24 protein-coding genes are annotated in these 23,984 nt (G+C 70.1%); 19 read left to right on the top strand and 5 right to left on the bottom strand.

Translation table 11 applies throughout. From position 1 onward, the window contains the following. Positions 1 to 110 precede the first annotated feature (110 nt). The 3 genes from xseA to ACWD6P_RS28165 all read left to right on the top strand — a co-directional run bounded on the left by xseA (position 111) and on the right by ACWD6P_RS28165 (position 2,460). Positions 111 to 1,346, top strand: coding sequence for an exodeoxyribonuclease VII large subunit (xseA, locus tag ACWD6P_RS28175; protein ID WP_451446971.1), 1,236 nt, complete (start codon positions 111 to 113; stop codon positions 1,344 to 1,346). A gap of 10 nt (positions 1,347 to 1,356) precedes the next feature. Beyond that, positions 1,357 to 1,665, top strand: coding sequence for an exodeoxyribonuclease VII small subunit (locus ACWD6P_RS28170; RefSeq protein WP_451446970.1), 309 nt, complete (start codon positions 1,357 to 1,359; stop codon positions 1,663 to 1,665). A gap of 201 nt (positions 1,666 to 1,866) precedes the next feature. Next, positions 1,867 to 2,460: a malonic semialdehyde reductase gene (locus ACWD6P_RS28165; RefSeq protein ID WP_451446969.1), complete on the top strand. Its 594-nt coding sequence runs from the start codon at positions 1,867 to 1,869 to the stop codon at positions 2,458 to 2,460. 93 nt (positions 2,461 to 2,553) lie between these two features. Here the strand turns inward: ACWD6P_RS28165 and ACWD6P_RS28160 are convergent, their stop codons facing one another. Next, positions 2,554 to 3,090, bottom strand: a complete 537-nt coding sequence (locus ACWD6P_RS28160) for a DUF4245 domain-containing protein (protein WP_451446968.1) — start codon at positions 3,088 to 3,090, stop codon at positions 2,554 to 2,556. A gap of 204 nt (positions 3,091 to 3,294) precedes the next feature. On the opposite strand from ACWD6P_RS28160, the gene glpX reads away from it, so the two are divergent. Beyond that, a complete protein-coding gene (gene glpX / locus ACWD6P_RS28155; RefSeq protein ID WP_451446967.1) occupies positions 3,295 to 4,326 on the top strand; it encodes a class II fructose-bisphosphatase in 1,032 nt (343 codons plus the stop codon). Between the two features lie 78 nt (positions 4,327 to 4,404). Here glpX and ACWD6P_RS28150 read toward each other — a convergent pair whose 3' ends face one another. Together ACWD6P_RS28150 and ACWD6P_RS28145 are read right to left on the bottom strand one after the other, a co-directional pair. Then, positions 4,405 to 4,764: a WhiB family transcriptional regulator gene (locus ACWD6P_RS28150; RefSeq protein ID WP_451446966.1), complete on the bottom strand. Its 360-nt coding sequence runs from the start codon at positions 4,762 to 4,764 to the stop codon at positions 4,405 to 4,407. Positions 4,765 to 5,010: 246 nt separating this feature from the next. After that, positions 5,011 to 5,865 (bottom strand): DUF1707 SHOCT-like domain-containing protein, encoded by an 855-nt coding sequence (locus ACWD6P_RS28145; protein ID WP_451446965.1) that lies wholly within the window; start codon positions 5,863 to 5,865, stop codon positions 5,011 to 5,013. Positions 5,866 to 6,043: 178 nt separating this feature from the next. On the opposite strand from ACWD6P_RS28145, the gene ACWD6P_RS28140 reads away from it, so the two are divergent. The 5 genes from ACWD6P_RS28140 to ACWD6P_RS28120 all read left to right on the top strand — a co-directional run bounded on the left by ACWD6P_RS28140 (position 6,044) and on the right by ACWD6P_RS28120 (position 10,905). Beyond that, entirely contained in the window at positions 6,044 to 7,711 is a 1,668-nt protein-coding gene (locus ACWD6P_RS28140) for a fumarate hydratase (protein ID WP_451446964.1), read from the top strand. A gap of 220 nt (positions 7,712 to 7,931) precedes the next feature. Further along, on the top strand, positions 7,932 to 8,279 hold the full coding sequence (locus ACWD6P_RS28135; RefSeq protein WP_451446963.1) for a WXG100 family type VII secretion target: 348 nt from the start codon (positions 7,932 to 7,934) through the stop codon (positions 8,277 to 8,279). Between the two features lie 41 nt (positions 8,280 to 8,320). After that, positions 8,321 to 9,574, top strand: coding sequence for a putative T7SS-secreted protein (locus tag ACWD6P_RS28130; protein ID WP_451446962.1), 1,254 nt, complete (start codon positions 8,321 to 8,323; stop codon positions 9,572 to 9,574). A 9-nt stretch (positions 9,575 to 9,583) separates the two neighbouring features. Then, positions 9,584 to 10,177, top strand: a complete 594-nt coding sequence (locus ACWD6P_RS28125; protein WP_451446961.1) for a hypothetical protein — start codon at positions 9,584 to 9,586, stop codon at positions 10,175 to 10,177. A gap of 5 nt (positions 10,178 to 10,182) precedes the next feature. Next, positions 10,183 to 10,905 (top strand): hypothetical protein, encoded by a 723-nt coding sequence (locus ACWD6P_RS28120; RefSeq protein WP_451446960.1) that lies wholly within the window; start codon positions 10,183 to 10,185, stop codon positions 10,903 to 10,905. A gap of 32 nt (positions 10,906 to 10,937) precedes the next feature. On the opposite strand, the gene ACWD6P_RS28115 is transcribed toward ACWD6P_RS28120, so the two are convergent. Continuing rightward, positions 10,938 to 11,183 carry a hypothetical protein gene (locus ACWD6P_RS28115; RefSeq protein ID WP_451446959.1) on the bottom strand — a complete coding sequence of 82 codons (246 nt, stop codon included), beginning with the start codon at positions 11,181 to 11,183 and terminating at the stop codon, positions 10,938 to 10,940. Positions 11,184 to 11,299: 116 nt separating this feature from the next. Between ACWD6P_RS28115 and ACWD6P_RS28110 the strand changes: the two genes are divergently transcribed. The 7 genes from ACWD6P_RS28110 (at position 11,300) to ACWD6P_RS28080 (ending at position 19,274) form a co-directional block, all read left to right on the top strand. After that, the gene (locus ACWD6P_RS28110; RefSeq protein WP_451446958.1) at positions 11,300 to 11,668 is read left to right on the top strand and encodes a Scr1 family TA system antitoxin-like transcriptional regulator; all 369 of its coding nucleotides are present in this window, start codon (positions 11,300 to 11,302) and stop codon (positions 11,666 to 11,668) included. After that, a complete protein-coding gene (locus ACWD6P_RS28105) occupies positions 11,647 to 11,862 on the top strand; it encodes a DUF397 domain-containing protein (RefSeq protein WP_451446957.1) in 216 nt (71 codons plus the stop codon). Before ACWD6P_RS28110 ends, ACWD6P_RS28105 begins: the two co-directional genes overlap by 22 nt. 52 nt (positions 11,863 to 11,914) lie before the next feature. Next, complete coding sequence (locus tag ACWD6P_RS28100; RefSeq protein WP_451446956.1) at positions 11,915 to 13,330, top strand: class II fumarate hydratase; 1,416 nt, start codon at positions 11,915 to 11,917, stop codon at positions 13,328 to 13,330. 188 nt (positions 13,331 to 13,518) lie between these two features. Further along, positions 13,519 to 14,256 (top strand): cytidylyl-2-hydroxypropylphosphonate hydrolase, encoded by a 738-nt coding sequence (fomD, locus tag ACWD6P_RS28095; RefSeq protein WP_451446991.1) that lies wholly within the window; start codon positions 13,519 to 13,521, stop codon positions 14,254 to 14,256. Between the two features lie 218 nt (positions 14,257 to 14,474). Then, on the top strand, positions 14,475 to 15,158 hold the full coding sequence (locus ACWD6P_RS28090; protein WP_451446955.1) for a class I SAM-dependent DNA methyltransferase: 684 nt from the start codon (positions 14,475 to 14,477) through the stop codon (positions 15,156 to 15,158). Positions 15,159 to 15,248: 90 nt separating this feature from the next. Further along, positions 15,249 to 17,654: a SpoIIE family protein phosphatase gene (locus ACWD6P_RS28085; protein ID WP_451446954.1), complete on the top strand. Its 2,406-nt coding sequence runs from the start codon at positions 15,249 to 15,251 to the stop codon at positions 17,652 to 17,654. 156 nt (positions 17,655 to 17,810) lie between these two features. After that, entirely contained in the window at positions 17,811 to 19,274 is a 1,464-nt protein-coding gene (locus ACWD6P_RS28080; RefSeq protein ID WP_451446953.1) for a catalase, read from the top strand. A gap of 90 nt (positions 19,275 to 19,364) precedes the next feature. On the opposite strand, the gene ACWD6P_RS28075 is transcribed toward ACWD6P_RS28080, so the two are convergent. Further along, entirely contained in the window at positions 19,365 to 21,650 is a 2,286-nt protein-coding gene (locus ACWD6P_RS28075; RefSeq protein WP_451446952.1) for a transglycosylase domain-containing protein, read from the bottom strand. Positions 21,651 to 21,959: 309 nt separating this feature from the next. On the opposite strand from ACWD6P_RS28075, the gene ACWD6P_RS28070 reads away from it, so the two are divergent. The 3 genes from ACWD6P_RS28070 to ACWD6P_RS28060 form a co-directional block, all read left to right on the top strand. Next, positions 21,960 to 22,931 carry an SPFH domain-containing protein gene (locus ACWD6P_RS28070; RefSeq protein WP_451446951.1) on the top strand — a complete coding sequence of 324 codons (972 nt, stop codon included), beginning with the start codon at positions 21,960 to 21,962 and terminating at the stop codon, positions 22,929 to 22,931. After that, entirely contained in the window at positions 22,928 to 23,200 is a 273-nt protein-coding gene (locus ACWD6P_RS28065) for a hypothetical protein (protein ID WP_451446950.1), read from the top strand. The genes ACWD6P_RS28070 and ACWD6P_RS28065 overlap by 4 nt, the downstream gene beginning before the upstream one ends. A 170-nt stretch (positions 23,201 to 23,370) precedes the next feature. Continuing rightward, positions 23,371 to 23,984, top strand: a 614-nt coding sequence (locus tag ACWD6P_RS28060; protein ID WP_451446949.1) for an ABC transporter ATP-binding protein, incomplete at its 3' end; no start/stop codon positions are given.

The following is a 23,984-nucleotide window of genomic DNA, read 5'->3' as shown; positions in this document are numbered from 1 at the left end:
GAGATTGAGGACCGGGGGTCCGGGGGCAGCGCCCCCGCGCAACGGCGCCGCACACGGGACCGACGGCAAGGCGGCGGCCACTGTCAGTGCCCACCGCTACCCTCGCTCGTATGGCTGTCTCAACGTCCCCGGAAACGCCGATCCCGGTCGGCGAGGTCTCCCGGCTCATCGGCGGTTGGATCGACCGCCTCGGCGCGGTGTGGGTCGAGGGGCAGATCACCCAGCTCTCGCGGCGGCCCGGCGCGGGGGTCGTCTTTCTGACGCTGCGTGATCCGTCGTACGACATCTCGCTGAGCGTGACGTGCTACCGCCAGGTCTTCGACAAGGTCGCCGACGTGATCAGCGAGGGCGCCCGGGTCGTGGTGCACGCCAAGCCGGAGTGGTACGCCCCGCGCGGCCAGCTGTCGCTGCGGGCGGCCGAGATCCGGCCGGTCGGGGTCGGTGAACTGCTGGCCAGGCTGGAGCAGTTGAAGAAGTCGCTGGCGGCCGAGGGGCTCTTCGCGGCGGACCGCAAGCGGCCGCTGCCGTTCCTTCCGCAGCTGATCGGGCTGGTCTGCGGCCGGGCGAGCGCCGCGGAGCGCGACGTCCTGGAGAACGCGCGGCACCGCTGGCCCGCCGTCCGCTTCGCGGTGCGCAACGTCCCCGTACAGGGCGTGCACGCCGTGCCGCAGGTGATCGCGGCGGTGCAGGAGCTGGACGCGCTGCCCGAGGTGGACGTGATCATCGTGGCGCGCGGCGGCGGCAGCGTGGAGGATCTGCTGCCGTTCTCCGACGAGCAGCTCGTACGGGCCGTGAGTGCGGCGACGACGCCGGTCGTCTCGGCGATCGGCCATGAGCCGGACACCCCGCTGCTGGACCTGGTCGCCGATCTGCGCGCCTCGACGCCGACGGACGCGGCGAAGAAGGTGGTGCCGGACGTGGGCGAGGAGCTGGCCCGGGTCCAGCAGCTGCGGGAGCGGGCGCGGCGGGCGGTCGACGGCCTGGTGCAGCGCGAGGAGCGGGGGCTGGCCGCGGCGCTGCAGCGGCCCTGCATACAGCGGCCGCAGCGGATGGTCGAGGAGCGCGAGGAGCAGATCACGGCCCTGCTGGAGCGCGGCCGGCGGACCCTGGGGCATCTGCTGGACCGTGCGGATTCGGAGCTGGTGCACACCCTCGCGCGGGTGGTCGCCCTCTCGCCCAAGGCGACGCTGGAGCGCGGCTACGCGGTACTGCAGAAGCCGGACGGCGCGGCGGTGCGCTCGCCTCAAGAGGTGAGTACGGACGACGAGTTGCGGGCCCGGGTGGCCGAGGGCGAGTTCAGGGTGCGGGTGGGCAGCGTCGGGGGCGCTGTCACACCCGCCGAATAGGGTGGGAGACATGGCGAAAGCGAAGACGGACGGCGTGGTGGACGCGGAGCAGGGCGCGGCGGCCGGCGCGGCACAGGTGGCGCCGGTGGACTCCACGCTCGGCTATGAGCAGGCGCGGGACGAGCTGATCGAGGTCGTCCGCAGCCTGGAGGCGGGCGGCACGACGCTGGAGGAGTCGCTGGCGCTGTGGGAGCGCGGCGAGGCGCTGGCGAAGGTCTGCCGCCGCTGGCTGGACGGCGCGCGGGCCCGGCTGGACGCGGCGCTGGCGGAGTCGGACGAGGCGGAGACGGAGGCGGGGGCGGGAGTGGAGCGCCGCTAGGGCCTTCCGGCCCTCGACCGGCCGAGCGTCCGCCCGTCATCCACTTTCCGGAAAGCCGCTTTCGGATCCCGGAATCTAGCTACCATCCCATGTGAACCGACTCACAATCAGCCGGAATCGCGCGCCATTTAGTTGAAACTTCACCTATCCGGTTTAGAGTGGTTTTGAACCCGACCCCACCCGACCCACCGAGGTGCCCTTATGTCTCTCGCCCTTGACGCCGCCGCTCAGGACCTCCTGTTCCGCGAGGCCCAGACCGCCAACACGTTCACGGACGAGCCGGTGACGGACGAGCAGGTCCAGGCGATCTACGACCTGGTGAAGTACGGCCCGACCGCCTTCAACCAGTCCCCGCTGCGGATAACCCTGGTCCGCTCGCAGGACGCCCGTGAGCGCCTGGTCAAGCACGCCATGGGCGCCAACGGCCCGAAGACCCTGAGCGCGCCGCTGACCGCGATCCTCTCCGTGGACCTGGACTTCCACGAGAACCTGCCGAAGCTCTTCCCGCACGCCCCGGGCATCAAGGACACCTTCTTCGCCGAGGCCGCCGTCCGCGAGGTCGCCGGCACCCAGAACGCCACCCTGCAGGCCGGCTACTTCATCGTCGGCATCCGCGCGGCCGGCCTGGCCGCCGGTCCGATGACCGGCTTCGACTTCACCGGCGTCGACAAGGAGTTCTTCGGCGACGGCAAGCAGAAGGCGTTCCTGGTCCTCAACATCGGCAAGCCGGGCCCCGACGCGTTCTCCCCGCGCTCGCCGCGGCTCGGCTTCGACGAGGCCGTCGCCAGCGTCTGAGCCGCACCCCGCGCGGCGACGCCGCGCCCCGGGCAATGACGAGGCCGCCGCACCCGCGTGGGTGCGGCGGCCTCGTCGCGCTCCGGTGCGCCGTCAGCCCTTCTTCGCCACCAGCGCCGCCGCCAGGTCCGCGAGCCGCCCGTACGGCGCGGTGCCGGTGACGACCGTGGTCACCCCGGACTCCTCACGGACCAGCGCCCGGTACTTGTCGCCCTGGTAGCGGTCCCACTTCTTGCTGCCGACGGCCTGCTTGCCCGCGACCTTCGTGGCGCCGAGCGTGACGTCCTTGATGAACTCCTTGGCGCTCGCGTCGCTCTGCTCGATGGACGCGTACTGCTGCTCGGGGTCGAGCATGCCCAGATGCCAGGCGCCGCCCTTGCCGTCGTCGCTGGCCTTGTACGAGACCGAGGTGGCGCGCCAGGTCCTGGGCAGCCCCTCGGGCGCCGCGACCGGGTACGGCGCCGCCCGCCGGGCCGTGATGAGCTCGACGCGGTAGTCGACCCTCTTGACCGCGCTCATCTCCGCGTCGGCGCTGTCGTCGTGCGGGATGAAGATGTAGATCGCCCCGACAAGGACGCCGATCACCGCCAGCGACAGGACCATGTCCCGCACCGTTTGCCTGCCTCGCATACCTGCCACGCCCCTATGGTCCCCCATGCCCGCCCCCGCTCCGACAGGCCCCCTGGTGACGGCCGTCACCTGCCAAAACGGCGGGGCGCGGACCTCCGCTGCGGCTGCTCATGCGAAGGGCCCTCTGCTCATTTTCGCGGGCTGGAGATAAAGTCATACCTACCCTCATCCTCACGGCCGTCGCCGTACAGAAAGGTGCGCTCGATGACCGAGCATCATCTCCCGTCCCAACTCGAGGTCAGTCCCGAGGCCCCGGACCGCAACCTCGCCCTGGAGCTCGTACGGGTCACCGAAGCCGGTGCCATGGCGTCGGGCCGCTGGGTGGGCCGGGGTGACAAGAACGGCGCGGACGGCGCGGCGGTCAAGGCCATGCGCGCCCTGATCCACACCGTCTCGATGAACGGCGTCGTGGTCATCGGGGAGGGCGAGAAGGACGACGCCCCGATGCTCTACAACGGCGAGCGCGTCGGCGACGGGACCGGCCCGGAGTGCGATGTGGCCGTGGACCCGGTGGACGGCACGACGCTGACCGCCAAGGGCATGGCGAACGCGGTCTCCGTGATGGCGGTCGCCGAGCGCGGCTCGATGTTCGACCCGTCCGCGGTCTTCTACATGGACAAGCTGGCGACCGGCCCGGAGGCCGCGGACTTCGTCGACATCACGGCCCCGGTGGCGGTGAACATCAAGCGGATCGCCAAGGCGAAGAAGTCCGCGGTCGAGGACGTCACCGTGGTCATCCTGGACCGGCCCCGCCACGAGGGCCTGGTCAAGGAGGTCCGCGAGGCCGGTGCGCGGATCAAGTTCATCTCCGACGGCGATGTCGCGGGCGCGATCATGGCGGCCCGCGAGGGCACCGGCGTCGATCTGCTGCTGGGCATCGGCGGTACGCCCGAGGGCATCATCGCGGCCTGCGCGATGAAGTGCCTGGGCGGCACGCTCCAGGCCAAGCTGTGGCCCAAGGACGACGAGGAGCGGCAGCGCGCCCTGGACGCCGGGCACGACCTGGACAAGGTGCTGGAGATCGACGACCTGGTCCGCGGCGACAACGTCTTCTTCGTCGCCACCGGCATCACCGACGGAGAGCTGCTGCGCGGGGTCCGCTACCGCGCCGAGACCGCCTACACCCAGTCCCTGGTGATGCGGTCCAAGTCGGGCACCATCCGCCAGATCGACTCCCAGCACCGGCTGTCCAAGCTGCGCGCCTACAGCTCGGTGGACTTCGAGCGCCCCAGCTGACGGCGCCGGCCGCCACGACACTTCGCCCCCGTCGGAGAGGCTCCGGCGGGGGCGAAGTGGCCCATACGGTCGCGACGGTCAGCCTGCCGCGGGCATATGGGCCGTACGCTGCAGCTCGGACTCGCGGCGCCGCCGACGGGTCAGCACGACCCGGCGCTCGGCCGCGGTCAGACCGCCCCAGACGCCGTACGGCTCCGGCTGGAGCAGCGCGTGTTCGCGGCACTCGACCATCACGGGACAGCGGGCGCAGACCCGCTTCGCGGCTTCTTCCCTGGCGAGCCGCGCGGCGGTCGGCTCCTTGGACGGGGCGAAGAACAGCCCGGCTTCGTCCCGGCGGCACACCGCCTCCGAATGCCAGGGGCCGGCCTCGTCGCGCGCAGGCACTCGCGGGGACGGAACGACAGCGGCATCCTGCAGGGGCTGATGCGGTAGCAGCACGGTCTACTCCTGACGACGGCTTCGGCGAGAGAAATCACCCTTGCCCGTCTCGCTGCGCACGGCCTTTTTCCGCACCCCGCAGCCGTACGAGAGACGATGCACCAGCCCTACCCGCTGTACGCACGCTTATGCACACCGTGGCGATCGTGCGGAAACGAGAAAGGGCGACAACGCGAAAATCTGCCGCTGCCCAGGCGGGACGATGCCGTCGGCTCCGGTCCGCACGGAGCCGTCAGCCGCCCGGCCCTAGCGGAAGCGGTCCCGGCGCTCGCGCCGCTCGGTGTGCCGCCGCTCGTGCCACTCCCGGTGCTCCTCGTGCAGCCGCTCATGGCGCTCGCGGTGCTCCTCGCGCAGCTGCCGGCGCATCTCCCGGTGCCCCTCGCGCAGCCGGTCGCGCAGATCGCCTATCCAGGCGCCGCGCTTGGGCCTGGCCTCGACGTTGCCCAGTACGGCGTAGCCGTTGACCAGGAGCTGCGGGGCGGCGGCGTCCTCGGCCTCGTTCGTCTCGATCTCGAAGTTGCCCAGGACGCCGGAGCCGCTGCTGCGCAGCGTGACGTTCTCCGGGACCCGGATCTCCACGTTGCCGAGGATCGAGGTGACGTTGATCTGGACCTGCTGCTGCGGGAAGACCGCCTCGGTCAGATCGATCTCGACGCTGCCGAAGACGGCGACGGCGTTGATCCGCGGGGGGACCTGCCAGCGGCCCTTGCGGACGGAGGCGCTGAAGATCGCGACGAGGTTCTGGTCCGGGGCCGGTTCGCCCGTCTCGTAGGCGTACGCCGCGGGGCCCGGCTGCGGACGGCCGGCGCCCGCCGCGGGCAGGTCCCGTACGACGGGCTCCAGCTCGCCCATCGTCTTGGCGCGATAGACCGTGTCGATCCGCTCGGCGTGCTCCTCGGGGTCCAGCCGGCCCTCCGCCAGCGCCTCGCGGAGGATCTCGGCGACCCGGTCGCGGTCCGCGTCGGAGGCGCGTATGTCGGCCACGGGCGCGGCCGCCGGTTTGGTCAGCTTCACCGCCGGCCGCTCCGGCTGCTGGTCCTGCTTCTGAAGCGGTCCGGGCGGGGTTTCGGGGCCCGGCAGTCCCCCGTTGTCTGCGTCCACGGCACCAGCGTACCGAAACGCGATAGATCGCGACTAGGGATTCACGGGACCGGTCGTCCCGCCCGCCCCGCTGCGACTGAGCCTTACCTCACAGCGGTCCGCGCCCCTCAGGGTTCTACGCTGTTGTGGCGCTGCCGTAGATGCCAGCCGGACCCCTCCGAGTAAGGAATGACCTTCGATGCCGGAATTCGCCTACACCGACCTTCTCCCCGTAGGTGAGGACAACACGCCGTACCGCCTCGTCACCTCGGAGGGCGTGAGCACCTTCGAGGCCGACGGCCGTACGTTCCTCAAGGTGGAGCCGGAGGCGCTGCGCAAGCTGGCCGCCGAGGCGATGCACGACATCTCGCACTACCTGCGCCCGGCCCACCTCGCCCAGCTCCGCAAGATCCTGGACGACCCCGAGGCCAGCGCCAACGACCGCTTCGTCGCGCTCGACCTGCTCAAGAACGCCAACATCGCGGCGGCCGGCGTACTGCCGATGTGCCAGGACACCGGCACCGCGATCGTCATGGGCAAGCGCGGCCAGCACGTCCTCACCGGGGGCCGCGACGAGGAAGCCCTCTCCCGCGGCATCTACGACGCCTACACGCAGCTCAACCTGCGCTACTCGCAGATGGCCCCGCTGACGATGTGGGAGGAGAAGAACACCGGCTCCAACCTCCCGGCGCAGATCGAGCTCTACGCGACCGACGGCGGCGCCTACAAGTTCCTCTTCATGGCCAAGGGCGGCGGCAGCGCCAACAAGTCCTTCCTCTTCCAGGAGACCAAGGCGGTCCTCAACGAGGCCTCCATGATGAAGTTCCTGGAGCAGAAGATCCGCTCGCTGGGCACGGCCGCCTGTCCGCCGTACCACCTGGCCATCGTGGTGGGCGGCACCTCCGCCGAGTACGCCCTCAAGACCGCCAAGTACGCCTCCGCGCACTACCTGGACGAGCTCCCGGCCGAGGGCTCCCCCACGGGCCACGGCTTCCGCGACAGGGAGCTGGAGGAGAAGGTCTTCGAGCTGACGCAGAAGATCGGCATCGGCGCGCAGTTCGGCGGCAAGTACTTCTGCCACGATGTCCGCGTGGTCCGCCTGCCCCGCCACGGCGCGTCCTGCCCGGTCGCCATCGCCGTCTCCTGCTCCGCGGACCGCCAGGCCGTCGCGAAGATCACCGCCGAGGGCGTCTTCCTGGAGCAGCTGGAGACCGACCCGGCCCGCTTCCTCCCCGACACCACCGACGCCGAACTGACCGAGGGCGCGGGCCCCGACCTCGACGCCGTCGCCATCGACCTCAACCGCCCGATGGACGACGTCCTGGCCGAGCTGACCAAGCACCCGGTCAAGACCCGGCTCTCCCTCACCGGCACGCTGGTCGTCGCCCGCGACATCGCCCACGCCAAGATCAAGGAGCGTCTGGACGCCGGCGAGGAGATGCCGGAGTACCTCAGGAACCACCCCGTCTACTACGCGGGCCCGGCCAAGACCCCCGAGGGCTACGCCTCCGGCTCCTTCGGCCCGACGACCGCGGGCCGTATGGACGCCTACGTCGAGCAGTTCCAGGCGGCCGGCGGCTCCAAGGTGATGCTCGCCAAGGGCAACCGCTCCCAGCAGGTCACCGACGCCTGCGCCGCGCACGGCGGTTTCTACCTCGGCTCCATCGGCGGCCCGGCCGCCCGCCTGGCCCAGGACTGCATCAAGAAGGTCGAGGTCCTGGAGTACGAGGAGCTCGGCATGGAAGCCGTCTGGAAGATCGAGGTCGAGGACTTCCCGGCGTTCGTCGTCGTCGACGACAAGGGCAACGACTTCTTCCAGGACCCGGCGCCGGCGCCCACGTTCACGAGCATTCCGGTGCGCTCCTGACATTTGCCGGACGAACGGCCACCATCCACACCAAGTGGGTGGTGGCCTTTCTGCTTGATAGGCCGTCATCCAAGAGTTCTCCAGGCAGACTTCCACCGAATACGCGCCCCAAGCGGCCGGCGTCAGGAAGCCGTAAAGGTAAGTGACACCCCCGTTACCCGCCTGTTAGCTTGGATGATCTTGATCAGGAATTGCTCATACACGGGGCAGGGGGATATCGGTGTCGGGTTCGGGAGGATTCAAGGCCGACGTCGAGGAGTTGAGCTCGCTGTCGGCGCGTCTGGAACGCTGCACGGAGTCCATGACCCACGCCAGTGGCGACCTGCACAGTGCGACGTTCAGCGAACTCGGCAGCGATCCCATCGACAGGGCCGGGGCAAAGTTCAAGAACTCCTGGGAGTACGGCATTTCGCAGATCTCAGAGATCACGAAAGCGATCCGTCAAGACCTGCACGCCACCGCCCGCGCCTACCACGAGACCGACAACGCAGTTCGGCAGGCATTCGCAAAGGGACACCCGGGCGATGGACCGGGGAACAGCGGCGAGCAGGCAAGTCCGTTCGGATAGCAGCAGTCCGACTCATATCGGTACGGGACCGCGGGGGTGGCATGTTTTCACTCGGTGAAAAGATTTGGGGATACAGCGGAGGGGACCCGTACGAGGACAACGGCCACTTCTCCGGGCTGCAGTTCAATCCGGCGCCCGGGGTTCTCCAGGCAATCAGTGATCTGGTCGATGATCTGAACCGCGCGCACAAGAACATCACAAGTGCCGCGGAGACCCTGCGGGGCATCGAGGACGGGACGACCTGGACGGGCCAGGCCGCAGAAGGTTTCCGCGCGAAGACCCGACCACTTCCGAAGATGCTCGACACCGCGGGCACGAGCTTCGAGAAGGCCTGGCACGCCTTGGACAACTGGCAGGTGCACCTGAGCACGATGCAGTCCAGAGCGAGTTCGTACGAGAGCGAGGCCAAGGCCGCCCGCAAGCGCGCCGAGCGGGCCGAGAACGACCCGGACCTGCAGATCTTCCGCGATGGCGGGATCGGCATGTCCGACGCGGATCTCGAAGTGGCCAACGAGCGCTACGACCGGGCCGTGAAGGAAATGAACACGGCGCGCGATGAGCTCTCGAACATCATCGAAGACGCGAAGAAGATCCGCTCGAGCCATGAAGAATTGGCTGCGAAAACGGCCTCGGCGCTGTCGGACGCCGCCGAACAGGCCCCGGACGAACCGGGTTTCTTCGATGATCTCTTCAGGGGCTTCAAGGACCTGGCAAACGCCATCGCAGACTTCGAACGCGATCTCGGGAAATGGATCAAGGAGCACGCGAACGCGATTGCGGCCATTGGCGATGTATTCGCGGCGGTCAGCACGGTCACAGGTGCGGTCGGGCTCCTCTTCCCGCCGGCGGAAGGGATCATGGGGACCGTATCCGGGGTCACTTCACTGGCCGCCTGGGGCCTGCACGCGACAGCACAGGCGGCAGGTGGTGACGGTGTCGTCAGCGACCGCACGCTGACCGAGGACAAACTGGGGGCAGTCTCCTTCGGCCTGGGCAGGGTCGCCAACGGGGTGAAGAGTGCGACGGAAGCCGTTGTCGTGGCAGGGAAGATCGACGACCTCGGAAAAGCCTCGGGCTGGGCCAGCATCGGCATGACCGGCTGGGACTGGATACAAGATCAGACAGGACTGGGCTACTTCCTTCCGGACGACAAGAAGGAAGCCGCAGTAGTAGGCGGATCGATGTTGTTCGGTGGCCCGATGGGTCCCGTGGTTCATCTGGGCATGGCATTCACCCATGCCTGGGAAAAGGGCAGCGAGAAAGATGCTGCGGCAGCACAACAGGCAGCCAGTTAAAGGCCCCAGATGGTATACGCACTCATCCTCCTCGTCACCCTGGTCGGCGTCATTGCCGTGGTACTCCTTGGTTTCTCCGATCTCGTCGGCACAAGGGACCAGCACAGGCGACGGCAAGCGGACATCATCCGTTCCTTCGACGGCCGCCCGGAAGTCAAGGTCCGGGTGAACGGCACCGGATGGTCCGCGGAACAGACCGCATGGCTGGGCCATCAGTACGGATACTCCGTCTGGCAGTGGGAAACCAACCGGGGGCAGCCCCGCTACCTCGTGATGCGGAGAACCGCCCCCACGCCGCCGAACACGGGCGCCAGTCCAGGGAACTGGAATGCAGCGCCCCAACCGGCCTCAGTGGAACAGATACAAAACGAGCTGCGTCAGGCCCCCGATCCTGCTGCCCGGCGCACCCAGATCATCGGGCTCCTGGTGTTCGGTATCGGTTCCGTCATCGCAGCCGTCAGCAACTACCGATCCGGTGACCCGTACCTCGCGCCCGCCATTGCCGCGCCCGCTTTCCTGGGCGGTGCCGCAGCTCTCACGTGGTACACGCGGCGGGCCGACCGCCGAAGGACCCTGCCCCCACCGGGCCGGCAGAAATGGTGAATGCAATGAGTGGCGTACGTGTCGCCTTCGAAGTCCCGTCCATCTTCCACAGGATCACCCCCGGAATAACCCCTGAGCAGACCCGGGCCGAGGTCGCCGCCCGTGCCCAAGCCCAGGGCGCAGCGTTCCCCGACGAGCGGATCGACGAGATCGCGGCGGAGTATCAGAAGGTTTCCGCCCTGCTCGCAAAGGTCGGAGTGATCTACTCGGCCTCCTGTTTCGGCCGGTTCGACGACGGCGACTGGTCCACTGGAACCCTCACCATCGGACTCGCGCCGCTCTCCTACGAGGACCCGGAGATTCCTGTCGCCGGCATGACCAAGATCCTGGCCGCGCAGCACGGCCAGAGCGCCGAGGTCAGCGCCATCACCCTGCCCTGCGGCCAGGCCACCCTGGTCATCCGGCAATCCCCCGACCTGCGTCTGCCCGCCGAATTCACGCAATCCGGCGAGGACATGCCGATCGACGTCGCTCAGCTGCAGGCGTTCATTCCCGTACCACCGAGCGCAGTGCCCGGCGCGCAGACACTGGTCACGGTGACGTTCAGTACGCCCAGCACGGACCACTGGGCCGACTACTGCGAACTGCTGGTGCCGTTCCTCCAAAGCCTGCGCTTCCTCCCGGACCGGGACGAGGAAGCACAGGTGGGGACGCCCGCCGACGGCCCGAGGGCCGAGGCGTCACCGGTGCCTTCTGCCGCCAGCGGGTCTTCGGCAGCGTTCGGCTGAGGCGCCTATGGGCGTCGCCCCGGTGGCGAGGGTCACCAGACCACCTCGGCGGGCTGCGGCGCGTGCTCGTACGCGACGTAGTACGGGCGGACGAGCGGCGAACGGTCCCCGTCGACGACCTCCGGGCCTTCCACGGACCTGCGGTGCCTGGCCGTACGGGGGAACCGCGGCGGGTTCGCCGGCCATACGAGGACCGTACGGACCGTCACCGGGCAGATGTGCGGCGTCGAGTCGGCACGGTGTCGCCCCGACGGCCGCGGGATGAGTAAAGCGCGCACCCAGGCAAGGCAACGGGCAATAAACTGACGCATGTTGACGCTCCTGGAGGATCAAGCGTTGGCCATGCCCCGGGGCCGTTGTGGCGGTCGCCGGGGTACTTACCGTCTGTGCCTCCATGGTTGCTCTGCGCTGGCTACGATCGACAGGGCGTTGCCGTCCCGCGCGAAGTCAGGGGACGGGGAGGGACGGGCCCAATGAACTCGGGGCGCGGGCACACATCACCGTCCAAGTCCTGCCGTTCGCGGCGGGCGGGCATGCCGAGGCAGGCGGTTCTCTCACGCTCTACACGTTGTCGAATCAGCCAACGGTTGCCTACGAAGAGGGCAGCCGCTCGGGAACGGTCATCGAGGGTGCGGACGAGGTGGCCGAGCGTCGCGAGTCCTACGATCTGCTCAGGGCCATGGCCCTCTCGCCCCGTGACTCCGGGGCGATGATTCGAGCGGCAATGGAGGAGTGGACGCGATGGGAACCGCCCCGGATCTGAGGACGGCCGTATGGCGCAAGTCCAGCCACAGCAACAATGACGGGGGAACGTGCGTAGAGGTGGCCGACGGCTACCCCGGCCTCGTCCCCGTCCGGGACAGCAAGGACCCGCACGGTCCCGCCCTGCTCATCCCCCAGGCGGCCTGGGGTGTCTTCATATCCGGCCTGAAAGACGACCGCCCCGCACCCAGGTGACATCACCCCGATGCCCGGGAACAGATCGGCGCTCCCGGGCACTGTCATAGGTATGAGCGACAACAGCGCGTCCGGCGCGGCCGGCGACGACTTCAGGACCGAGCACGACTCCATGGGCGAGGTGCGGGTGCCCGCGCACGCGAAGTGGCGGGCGCAGACCCAGCGGGCGGTGGAGAACTTCCCGATTTCCGGGCAGCGGCTGGAGCGGGCGCACATCGGGGCGCTGGCCCGGATCAAGGGGGCGGCCGCGAAGGTCAACGCCGAGCTGGGGGTGCTCGACCAGGACATCGCGGCGGCCGTCCAGGAGGCCGCCGCGGAGGTCGCCGAGGGACGGTGGGACGCGCACTTCCCGATCGACGTGTTCCAGACCGGTTCCGGCACGTCGTCCAACATGAACGCCAACGAGGTCATCGCGACGCTGGCGAGCGAGCGGCTGGGCCGGGACGTCCACCCCAATGACCATGTGAACGCCAGTCAGTCCTCCAACGACGTGTTCCCGTCGTCGATTCACATCGCGGCGACCTCCGCGGTGCTCAACGACCTCATTCCGGCGCTCGACCACCTCGCCGCCTCCCTGGAGCGCAAGGCGGCGGAGTTCGCGGACGTCGTGAAGTCGGGGCGGACGCATCTGATGGATGCGACGCCGGTGACGCTGGGGCAGGAGTTCGGGGGGTACGCGGCCCAGGTCCGGTACGGCGTGGAGCGGCTGCGGGCGTCGCTGCCGCGGCTGGCGGAACTGCCGCTGGGCGGTACGGCGGTGGGCACCGGCATCAACACGCCGCCCGGATTCTCGGCCGCGGTGATCGCCGAAGTGGCGCGGGTGACGGGGCTGCCGCTGACGGAGGCCCGCGATCACTTCGAGGCGCAGGGGGCGCGGGACGGGATCGTCGAGACCAGCGGGCAGCTGCGGACCATCGGCGTCGGGCTGACGAAGATCGCCAATGATCTGCGGTGGATGGCCTCGGGTCCGCGGACCGGCCTCGCGGAGATCGCGCTGCCGGATCTGCAGCCGGGCTCGTCGATCATGCCGGGGAAGGTCAACCCGGTGATTCCCGAGGCGGTGCTGATGGTCGCGGCGCAGGTCACGGGGAACGACGCGACGGTGGCCGCGGCCGGGGCGGCCGGCAATTTCGAGCTGAATGTGATGCTGCCGGTCATCGCCAGGAACGTGCTGGAGTCGATCCGGCTGATCGGGAACGTGGCGCGGCTGCTGGCGGACCGTACGGTGGACGGGATCACCGCCCATGCCGAACGGGCCCGGGAGTATGCGGAGTCGTCCCCGTCGGTGGTCACTCCGCTGAACAAGTACCTCGGCTACGAGGAAGCCGCGAAGGTGGCGAAGACGTCGCTGGCCGAGCGGAGGACGATCCGTCAGGTCGTCGTCGAGGGCGGATATGTGGAGCGCGGCCTGCTGACCGAGGAGCAGCTGGACGAGGCGCTGGACGTGCTGCGGATGACGCGCCCGTAGGGCCGCCGCGGCCGGGGCGGCGGGTGCGCGCCGTGGTGCGCACCCGTGTCGCGCCCCCTGGCGCTCCCGCGCAGCGCGCGTTCGTCACGGCGCGCGGGGCGCGCGTTACCACGCTTGTAACGCCGGGTGCGGCTCATGTCACGGCGGGCGTCACGCCGCGCCTCTAAGATCTGCGCATGACAGCGGACATGGTGGACACGACGGAAGGCGAGACGGCCGGCGAACGCGGGGAGGCCGGGGCAAAGCGGGCGGCGGACGGCGCGGTGCGGGTGCCGGCCGGGCGCTGGGCGGCGGGGGACCACATCCTGTGGCGCTACCGCGACAACGCCCAGCCCCATCAGATCCACATCTGCCGCCCCATGACCGTTGTCCAGGACACCGATGACCTGCTCGCGGTGTGGATGGCGCCCGGTACGCCCTGCGTCCGGCCGGTGCTCGCCGACGGCACGCCCGTCCACCGCGAGCCGCTGTCCACCCGCTACACCAAGCCCCGCCGGACCGTGCGCGACCACTGGTTCGGCACGGGCGTGCTGAAGCTGGCGCGGCCCGGCGATCCCTGGTCGGTGTGGCTGTTCTGGGAGCGCGGCTGGCAGTTCAAGAACTGGTACGTCAATCTGGAGGAGCCGCGGCGCCGTTGGGCGGGCGGGATCGACTCCGAGGACCACTTCCTCGACATCTGCGTCTATCCGGACCGGCACTGGGAGTGGCGGGACGAGGACGAGTTCGCGCAGGCGCAGCGGGACGGGCTGATGCCGCCCGCCCGGGCCGCCGAGGTCCGATCGGCCGGACGGGCCGCGATCGCACAGATCTCGGCCTGGCGGGGGCCGTTCGCGGACGGCTGGGAGGACTGGCGGCCCGATCCGGCCTGGGGGGTCCCGGGGCTGCCGGACGACTGGGACCGCGCACCGGATCGTTTGCGGTCGTGAGGGAGCGAAGGGAATCGGCGGGAGTGAAGGGGGCGAACGGTGGAAAGGTGCGCGAGTGGGCGAAGCTGTTTCCCGCCGTACGACAAGCGGGGCCGAGCCCCCTTGCTGCGCCCTGGGTCTTCAAACGTAGGATCGTCCTCCGCAAGACTGCACAGGCGCAACGCGCAACTCCAGAACTGGAAAACGAACTTGACCGCGGTCGCAGGAGGGGCGAGGTCGTGAGCGCGACGAGCTACGACGGATACGAGGGTCTGAACCGGTTAGCACTGGACCGGGCCGGTCAGGCCGAGGCGTTCGATGCGATCGGTGACCGCTATGACGACGCTTTTCCGCACAAGGAGGGGCAGATCGCTTCGGGCGCCTGGCTGGCCGGTGCGCTGCCCGAGGGCTCGCGCATCCTGGACCTCGGATGCGGGACGGGGCTGCCGACCGCCCGTCAGCTGTCGGAGGCCGGGCACCGCGTCGTCGGTGTCGACCTCTCCCCCTCGATGGTCAAGCTGGCCCGGGACAACGCCCCGGGCGCGGAGTTCCACCGGCTGGACATCGCCGATCTGCGCGGTGGCCGGCTCGGCGGCGCCGGCTCTTTCGACGGAATCGCCGCTTATTTCTCCCTGCTGATGCTGCCCCGTGCGGAAATCCCTTACGCACTGGGCATGCTGCATGATCTGCTACGACCCGAGGGGCTGCTCGCCCTGTCGATGGTCGAGGCGGATGTGGACGACTTCACGATTCCGTTCCTGGGCAACTCGATCCGGGTATCGGGTTACCTGCGGGACGACCTGCGCCGGGTCGTGCACGACGCGGGTTTCGACGTCGTCGGGGAGGATGCCTACGCATACGCCCCGGCGAGTACGGACGTACCACCCGAAATCCAGCTCTTTCTGCACCTGCGACGCGCCTGAGACGCAGCGCCTCGGGCGCGTCCCGCACTCAGGACGCGCCCGGAACGCGGCGCGTTTGGCGCACAGCCCCGGACGGATGGAATCCCACGCGTGACGGAGCACCCCACCTCCCACGAATCGCGGCAGTCGGCCTCGACCGCCGCGCCCTCGGCGTCCCCTGCGCGGGGGCCGGGCCAGGCGGCGCCGCTCGGCGCGGTCCCGGACCCGCGCAGCGCCCTGCAGCGGCCCGCCGCGACCGGGATCGCCCCGGTGCCGGGCAGCGGCTTCGCGGTGCGCGGCGGTGACGACCTCGGCCTGTCCGGTGCCGCCGTCACCGCTTCGGCGGGCCCGCCGGCCGGCTGTTCCGGGCACTCCGGTCACGCCGACGAGGAGCCGGTCGCGGACCATGGTGCGGCGCGGGACAGCGCCGCCATTCCGTACGGGGAGGCGTACGGCGACTCATACGGGGAGGTGGCCATGCCGGCGAGCAGGCGGGAGTCCGGCGCGCCGGACGCGGGGCGGGAGCCGGTCCGGGCCCAGCGGCGAACGGCGCAGGGTGCGGTGAACCGCGCCCAGGCGCCCGAGCCGGGCGAGGAGCCGCACCGCGGGCAGCGTCCGCCCCACGGCGGCGACGGGATCGAGCGGCCGCGCGGCGGCGAAGGGGGGCGGATGACGGCCGGGGAGGCCACCGGGGCGCAGGTGCCGGCTCCGGCGGGTCCCCCGGAGGGACTGCCGCCGGCTCCGCTGCCGCCGGCTCCCCCGGCGCGCTCGGCGCATCCGGGCGAGAGCGGTGAGGTGGCGGCGGCCCGGCAGGCGGGCGGCGACCGGCTGCGGTTCATCGGGGCGGCGACGCGGCGGATCGCCCGCGGGATAGACCTCGACGAGATCGTGCTCGGCCTGTGCCGGGCGACGGTGCCGACGTTCGCCGACGCGATCCTGGTCTATCTGCGCGATCCGCTGCCGGTGGGCGATGAGCGGCCGACCGGCCCGGTGGTCCTGCGGCTGCGGCGTACCGACCGGATTCCGGAGGAGCCGGACACCAACGGCGGCCGGCTGCCGGTGCTGCCCGCGCAGCCCGATCTGGGCCCGGCGATGGGCGGCAGCGCGGCGGAGCTGGCGGAGGTGCGGCCCGGCGGTCCGCTGGCCGAGGTGCTGCGGGGCGTACGGCCGCTGTTCGGTGAGGCGCAGGCGGCGCGTACGGCGCTGCCCGAGCTGCTGGGGCCCGATCCGCGGCTGCCCGGCGGGCACCGGGTGATCCTGGCGCCGCTGCGCGGGCGGCGGCGGGTGATCGGTGCGGCGGTGTTCCTGCGCCGCCCGGACCGGCCGGCGTTCGAGCCGGACGATCTGCTGGTGGCGGCGCAGCTGGTGGGTGTGGACAAGGCGGTGCTCTACGGCCGCGAGGCGTATATCGCCGATGCGCTGCAGCGCACGATGCTGCCCGATTCACTGCCGCAGCCGACCGGGGTCCGGCTGGCCAGCCGCTATCTGCCGGCCGCCGAGACGGCCCGGGTCGGCGGCGACTGGTACGACGCGATCCCGCTGCCGGGCAGCCGGGTGGCGCTGGTCGTCGGCGATGTCATGGGGCACTCGATGACCTCGGCCGCGATCATGGGCCAGCTGCGGACCACCGCGCAGACGCTGGCGGGCCTGGACCTGCCGCCGCAGGAGGTGCTGCACCACCTCGACGAGCAGGCGCAGCGGCTGGGTACGGACCGGATGGCGACCTGCATGTACGCGGTCTACGACCCGGTGGCGCACCGGATCACCATCGCCAACGCGGGCCATCCGCCGCCGGTGATGCTGCACCGCGGCGGGCGTGCCGAGGTGCTGCGGGTGCCGTCGGGCGCGCCGATCGGCGTCGGCGGGGTGGACTTCGAGGCGGTGGAGCTGGACGCGCCGGCGGGCGCCACGCTCGTCCTCTACACCGACGGTCTGGTGGAGTCGCGGATCCGGGACGTGTGGACCGGCATCGAGCAGCTGCGGGAGCGGCTGGCGGAGACGGCGCGGCTGACGGGTCCCCATCCGCCGCCGCTGGAGCCGCTGTGCGACGAGGTGCTGGACATGCTGGGGCCGGGCGACCGCGACGACGACATCGCGCTGCTGGCGGCCCGGTTCGACGGGATCGCGCCGAGCGATGTCGCGTACTGGTATCTGGACCCGAAGGCGCAGACGGCCGGGCAGGCGCGCCGGCTGGCCCGGCGGGCGCTGGCGCGCTGGGGTCTGGACGAGCTGACCGATCAGCTCGAGCTGCTGGTCAGCGAGGTGGTGACGAACGCGGTGCGGTACGCGGAGCGGCCGATCACGCTGCGGTTGCTGCGCACGGACGTACTGCGCTGCGAGGTCGGGGACGACGTTCCGCAGCTGCCGCGGCTGCGCCAGGCCCGGCCGTCGGACGAGGGCGGGCGGGGCCTCTACCTGGTCAACCGGATGGCGCGGCGCTGGGGCGCGACCCGTCTGAGCATGGGGAAGGTCGTCTGGTTCGAGCTGACGATGCCGCCGGGGACCGCGCGCCGCTGACGGCGGCCGCCGTCCCACATGTTGGACCCCGTCCGAGACCGGACGGGGTCCAACTCTTGCCGACATGCCGTCGGGGGCGTTGACTGCTTGGGTGGGCAAAAGGGACCTACCGCACCGTAAGCACCCCACCCCCGTCGATTGGGAGGCATCCCACTCATGACCAGCACCGCTCGCGACGTCCCGCGCACGACGACCAACGCCGGGGTCCCGGTGGAGAGCGACGAGCACTCGCTCACCGTCGGGCGCGACGGCCCGATCCTGCTGCACGACCACTACCTGATCGAGAAGATGGCCCAGTTCAACCGCGAGCGGGTCCCCGAGCGGGTGGTGCACGCCAAGGGCTCGGGCGCCTACGGCACCTTCGAGGTCACCAACGACGTCAGCCAGTTCACCAAGGCGATCGTCTTCCAGCCCGGCAAGCAGACCGACATGCTGGCCCGCTTCTCCACGGTGGCCGGCGAACAGGGCAGCCCGGACACCTGGCGCGACCCCAGGGGCTTCGCGCTCAAGTTCTACACGGAGGCCGGCAACTACGACCTGGTCGGCAACAACACCCCGGTCTTCTTCGTCCGCGACACCATCAAGTTCCAGGACTTCATCCGCTCCCAGAAGCGGCGGCCGGACAACGGTCTGCGCGACAACGACATGCAGTGGGACTTCTGGACGCTCTCCCCGGAGTCCGCGCACATGGTCACCTGGCTGATGGGCGACCGCGGTATCCCCAGGACGTACCGCCACATGAACGGCTACGGCTCCCACACCTACATGTGGATCAACGACAGCGGCCAGCGGTTCTGGGTCAAGTACCACTTCAAGACCGACCAGGGCATCGACTTCCTCACCCAGGAGGAGGCCGACCGCCTCGCCGGGACGGATCCCGATGTGCACCGGCGCGATCTGTACGAGGCGATCGAGGGCGGCAACCACCCCTCGTGGACGCTGTATGTGCAGGTCATGCCGTTCGAGGACGCGGCGGACTACCGCTTCAACCCGTTCGATCTGACCAAGGTGTGGCCGCACGGCGACTACCCGCTGATCGAGGTCGGCCGGATGACCCTCAACAAGAACCCCGAGGACTTCTTCATCCACATCGAGCAGGCCGCGTTCGAACCCAGCAATCTGATCCCGGGCGTCAGCGTCTCGCCCGACAAGATGCTGCTCGGCCGGATCTTCTCCTACCCGGACACCCACCGGTACCGCATCGGCCCCAACTACGCCCAGCTGCCGCCGAACCGGCCGCACGTACCGGTGCACTCCTACGCCAAGGACGGCCCGATGCGCTTCGACCCGGCCCGGCTGGGCGCGCCGTACGCACCGAACTCCAAGGGCGGACCGGCCGCCGACCCGGAGCGCTTCGACCCGGCCGCCGGCTGGGAGACCGCCGGCGAGATGGTCCGCGACGCCTACACGCTGCGCCGGGACGACGACGACTTCGGCCAGCCGGGCACGATGGTCCGCGAGGTGCTGGACGACGCGGCCCGCGAACGCTTGGTGGGCAATGTCTCCGGCCATCTGCTGAACGGCGTCAGCAGCCCGGTGCTGGAGCGCGCGCTGCAGTACTGGCGCAACATCGACAAGAACGTGGGCGACCGGATCGCCAAGAAGGTGAACGGGGGCTAGGGCCTGTCCGATGGGTCCTCCGGACACAGCACCGCGGCCCCCGCCATCGAGGCGGGGGCCGCGGTGTCACTGTGCAGGCGCGCTCCGGCGTCAGTGGAAGCCGGGCAGGCTGTTTGGCTCGGTTCCGCCGGTGTCCTCCCCGGTGCCGCCGTCCGTCGTCCCGCCGTCGGTGGTGTCACCGCCGGTCGTGCCGCCGTTCGGCGGGCCGGAGGAGGAGTCGGACGGCGAGGGCCGGCCGGTCGGGGGGCCGGACTCGGACTGCGACGGCTTGCCGGTCGGGGTCCGGGTCGGGCTCGGGGTGCCGCTCGGGGTGCCGCTCGGCGACGGGGTCGACGACGGGGTGTTGCTCGGCGTCGGGGTGGAGGTCGGCGGCACTCCGGCACCGAGGTCCGTCTCCAGGTCGAAGTCGGCGCCGATGCTGCCGCCGAGCACGTCCTCGTTGTAGGCCGCCCACACCTGGGCCGGGTAGCCGCCGCCGTTGACCCGGCCGCCGCCCCCGGTGCCCTTGAGGGTGACCTGGGCGCCGCCCTTGGGGGACTCGCCGAACATGCCCACCGCGGTGGCCAGCTTGGGCGTGTAGCCCACGAACCACGCCGACTTGTTGTCGTCGGAGGTGCCGGTCTTGCCGACCGCGTGGTAGGCGGTGTTCTTCACGGCGGACGTGGCGGTGCCGTCGTTGACCACACCCGCCAGGACGGAGGTGAGGGTGTCGGCGGTCTTGCGGCTGAGGACCTGTTCGCCGATCGGGTCCCTGAGGTCCTGTTCCCGGTCGATGCCGTCGACGGGGTGCACGGCCTTGGTCACCAGCGTCGGGGTGACCTTCTTGCCGTGGTTGTCGAGGGTGGCGTAGGCCCCGGCCATCTGGAGCGGGCTGGCGCCCATGCTGCCCAGCGTCATGGCGGGCCGGGCCTCCATCTTGGAGCCGTCCATGCCCAGGCTCACGGCGGTCTTCTTGACCTTCTCCAGGCCGACGTCCTCGCCCATCTGCGCGAAGACCGCGTTGACGGAGTTGTTGGTCGCCGTCTGAACGGAGATCTTGCCGTACTGCTGCTCGTCCTCGTTGGGCGGCGCGAAGGGGATGGTGCCGCCGACGACCGGACGGCGGTTGCGGCCGTCGTAGATCGTGTCCGGGGTGATCGGCACATGGTCCTGGGTGACCGCGTTGTTCTCCATCGCCGAGGCCAGGATCAGCGGCTTGAACGTGGAGGCCGGCTGGTAGTCGGAGCGCGTGGCGTTGTTGGTGTAGTGCTTGGGGTAGCCCGCGCCGCCGTACATCGCCACGATGTGGCCGGTCTTGGGGTCCACCGAGGCGGCGCCGAGCTGGGCGTCCGCGTCGACCTTGCGTTCCTTGGGCTTGAGCTCGTCGGTCAGCTTGCGCTGGACGGCCTTCTCCAGCGCCTTCTGCTTGCCCTTCTCGATCCCGAGGGTGATCGTCCAGCCGCCGCGCTCGAAGGTGTTCTCGTCGACGCCCTGGGCGAAGAGCTCCTTCTTGGCCAGGTCGACGAGGTAGCTGGTCTGACCGGTCAGACCGGGCAGTGGCTTGGGGTCCTGGGGCTTCTTGAACGTCTGCTTCGCGCGGTCCTCCTGGGAGAGCGCGTGCATCTCGACCATGTTGTTCAGGGTGTAGGCCCAGCGCTCCTTGACCAGCCGCTGTCCGGTCTTGGTCGCCCTCGACCAGTCGTACTGGCTCGGCGCCTGGAGCAGCGAGGCGAGGTAGGCCCCCTGCGAGACGGTGAGCTTCTCGACGTCCACGCCGTAGTAGGCCTGGGCGGCGGCCTGGATGCCGTACGCGCCGCGGCCGTAGTAGCTGGTGTTGATGTAGCCGGCGAGGATCTGGTCCTTGGTCAGCTTGTTGTCCACCTTGAGCGAGATGACGATCTCCTGCAGCTTGCGGGAGACGGTCTGCTCGTCGCTCAGGTAGTAGTTCTTGACGTACTGCTGGGTGATCGTCGAGCCACCCTGCTTGCCGCGTCCCAGAAGGGTGTTGAGGATGCCGCGTGCGGTGCCCTTCAGGTCGACGCCGGAGTCCTGGCGGAAGGTCTTGTTCTCGGCGGCGATGAAGGCGTCCTGGACCTTCTTGGGTATCCGGTTGAGCGGGACGCTCTCGCGGTTGATGTGGCCGACCCGGGCCATGACCTTGCCATCGGCGTACTTGTAGACGTTGCTCTGCAGCTCGGCGTCCTTGTTCCCCTCGTTGGGGATCTCCACGTACAGGTACAGACCGATGAAGCCGAGGATGCCCAGCAGGCACACCCCGAGGAAGGTTCCGACGATCTTCTTCCAGGTGAAGAGGCGGCGTATACCGGACTTCTTCTGTTTCGGTTTGGTCCGGCGGGCGCTCCCCTGTCGCGCCCTTCTCGCTTCCGCTCGGCCCATCGCTTCGACAACTCCAGTCGTTCCGCCCCCAGCTAACTCAGCTGTTGAAGCTAACACCGCATCTGTCAACAGATACTCATCGATCCAGGCATTTCCCTGCGTGACAAACAGCACCCGGGCCGACGGAACCTCGGGGTGGGTTTTCTGCGTCGCCCCCGCCCCACCTGCGGACTTACCGCGGCGGACCCCCGTGCACAGCACTGGACGGCCCGGCACCCCAGGCATTAAAGTGCTATCACTTTGCTAAGCCAGTGACATCACCCGGTGCGGCGGACATCACGTGCCGCATCCGGAGAAACGGGGATCCCCATGCCCGAACCGACACCGACCGAGCTCACCACACCCCCCGGCGACGAGCCCGCCGTGGACGCTCCCGAGATGCCGCGCCCGCAGGTCCGCGAGACCCCGGCGCACAGCATCCCGGGCGGCCTCGCCCTGCTGCTGACCGTGCTGGGGGTGGCACTCGGCGTCGCCGTGATCATCGTGGGCGGCGTGCTCGGCAACGGCGGCAACAACGCGGCCGGTGTGCCGCTGGTCATCGCGGGCGTCCTGCTGCTGCTCGGCTCCTTCTTCTGCATGACCGGCGTGAAGATGATCGCGCCCGGTGAGGCCCGGATCATCCAGCTGTTCGGCCGGTACGTCGGCACCATCCGCACCGACGGGCTGCGCTGGGTCAACCCGCTGACCACCGCCCGCAAGATCTCCACCCGGGTGCGCAACCACGAGACCGCGGTCCTGAAGGTCAACGACGCCTACGGCAACCCGATCGAGCTGGCCTCGATCGTCGTCTGGCAGGTCGAGGACACCGCCCAGGCGCTGTTCGAGGTCGACGACTTCCTGGAGTTCGTCGCCACCCAGACCGAGGCGGCCGTCCGGCACATCGCGATCGAGTACCCCTATGACGCGCACGACGAGGACGCCCTGTCGCTGCGCGGCAACGCCGAGGAGATCACCGAGAAGCTCGCCCTGGAGCTGACCGCCCGGGTCCAGGCCGCCGGCGTACGGATCATCGAGTCCCGCTTCAGCCACCTCGCCTACGCCCCCGAGATCGCCTCCGCGATGCTCCAGCGCCAGCAGGCCGGCGCGGTGGTGGCGGCCCGCCAGCAGATCGTCGAGGGCGCGGTCGGCATGGTCGAGATGGCACTGGACCGGATCAACGAGCAGGGCATCGTCGAGCTGGACGAGGAGCGCAAGGCGGCCATGGTCAGCAATCTGATGGTGGTGCTCTGCGGCGACCGGGCCGCCCAGCCGGTCCTGAACACGGGCTCTCTCTACCAGTGAGTGCCGATGCCCCGGAGGGGTCCGGCGCCGAGGGCGAGCGGACCCCGCCGCGACGGCCGCAGCGGCGCAAGCAGGTGCTGCTGCGGCTGGACCCGCTGATCCACGACGCCCTCGCGCGCTGGGCCGACGACGAACTGCGCAGCGCCAACGCGCAGATCGAGTTCCTGCTCCGCAAGGCCCTGGCCGACGCGGGGCGGCTGCCGCGCGGCGCCGGGGCCATACCGCGGCGGGGGCGCCCGCCCAAGGCACAGGAGCCGGACGGGCCGTAGACGGGGCAGACGCGGTATGGCCCCGGCGCCGCGCGGCGACTCACCGCACACCACGCCCCCACTGCACACCACATCTATACATCGCGCGTATACACCTCATGTAGAGTGCTCGGCATGCCCATAGCACCCCCAGGGCGCTGCCCCCTGCCCGCACTCCCGGAGGCCCGCGGATGACCCCGGCCGGTTCCCTGCTCGACGCCCGCGCGCTGCGCAAGGCGTACGGCACCACCCCCGCACTCGACGGCGCGGACTTCTCCATCCACCCGGGCGAGGTCGTCGCCGTCATGGGCCCCTCCGGCTCCGGCAAGTCGACCCTGCTGCACTGCCTGGCCGGCATCATCGGCCCGGACTCCGGCACCGTCCGCTACCGCGACCGCGAGCTGACCGCGATGAGCGACACCGAGCGCAGCGCCCTGCGCCGGGCCGACTTCGGTTTCGTCTTCCAGTTCGGCCAGCTGGTACCGGAGCTGACCGCCGTGGAGAACGTCGCACTACCACTGCGGCTGAACGGCACCAAGCGCAAGGAAGCCGAACGCCAGGCCCGCGACTGGCTGCAGCGCCTGGAGGTCGACGACGTCGCGGCCAAACGGCCCGGCGAGATCTCCGGCGGCCAGGGCCAGCGGGTCGCCGTCGCCCGCGCGCTGGTCACCCGGCCGCGGGTGGTCTTCGCCGACGAGCCGACCGGCGCCCTGGACTCGCTCAACGGCGAACGCGTACTGACCCTGCTGACCGACGCCGCCCGCGACACCAGCGCCGCGGTCGTCCTGGTCACCCACGAATCCCG

Source organism: Streptomyces sp. NPDC002446 (genome assembly GCF_053595675.1).
Note: the sequence above shows the minus strand (reverse complement) of the source record. Positions and strands in the feature narration are given on the sequence as shown.

Coding starts and splice junctions, on each gene's coding strand:
- ACWD6P_RS28165 (WP_451446969.1), top strand. CDS start 1,867: ATGTCTCTCGCCCTTGACGCCGCCGCTCAGGACCTCCTGTTCCGCGAG.
- ACWD6P_RS28070 (WP_451446951.1), top strand. CDS start 21,960: ATGCCCGAACCGACACCGACCGAGCTCACCACACCCCCCGGCGACGAG.
- xseA (WP_451446971.1), top strand. CDS start 111: ATGGCTGTCTCAACGTCCCCGGAAACGCCGATCCCGGTCGGCGAGGTC.
- ACWD6P_RS28100 (WP_451446956.1), top strand. CDS start 11,915: ATGAGCGACAACAGCGCGTCCGGCGCGGCCGGCGACGACTTCAGGACC.
- glpX (WP_451446967.1), top strand. CDS start 3,295: ATGACCGAGCATCATCTCCCGTCCCAACTCGAGGTCAGTCCCGAGGCC.
- ACWD6P_RS28160 (WP_451446968.1), bottom strand. CDS start 3,090: ATGCGAGGCAGGCAAACGGTGCGGGACATGGTCCTGTCGCTGGCGGTG.
- ACWD6P_RS28105 (WP_451446957.1), top strand. CDS start 11,647: ATGGGAACCGCCCCGGATCTGAGGACGGCCGTATGGCGCAAGTCCAGC.
- ACWD6P_RS28125 (WP_451446961.1), top strand. CDS start 9,584: ATGGTATACGCACTCATCCTCCTCGTCACCCTGGTCGGCGTCATTGCC.
- ACWD6P_RS28140 (WP_451446964.1), top strand. CDS start 6,044: ATGCCGGAATTCGCCTACACCGACCTTCTCCCCGTAGGTGAGGACAAC.
- fomD (WP_451446991.1), top strand. CDS start 13,519: ATGGTGGACACGACGGAAGGCGAGACGGCCGGCGAACGCGGGGAGGCC.
- ACWD6P_RS28075 (WP_451446952.1), bottom strand. CDS start 21,650: ATGGGCCGAGCGGAAGCGAGAAGGGCGCGACAGGGGAGCGCCCGCCGG.
- ACWD6P_RS28170 (WP_451446970.1), top strand. CDS start 1,357: ATGGCGAAAGCGAAGACGGACGGCGTGGTGGACGCGGAGCAGGGCGCG.
- ACWD6P_RS28130 (WP_451446962.1), top strand. CDS start 8,321: ATGTTTTCACTCGGTGAAAAGATTTGGGGATACAGCGGAGGGGACCCG.
- ACWD6P_RS28080 (WP_451446953.1), top strand. CDS start 17,811: ATGACCAGCACCGCTCGCGACGTCCCGCGCACGACGACCAACGCCGGG.
- ACWD6P_RS28120 (WP_451446960.1), top strand. CDS start 10,183: ATGAGTGGCGTACGTGTCGCCTTCGAAGTCCCGTCCATCTTCCACAGG.
- ACWD6P_RS28110 (WP_451446958.1), top strand. CDS start 11,300: ATGGTTGCTCTGCGCTGGCTACGATCGACAGGGCGTTGCCGTCCCGCG.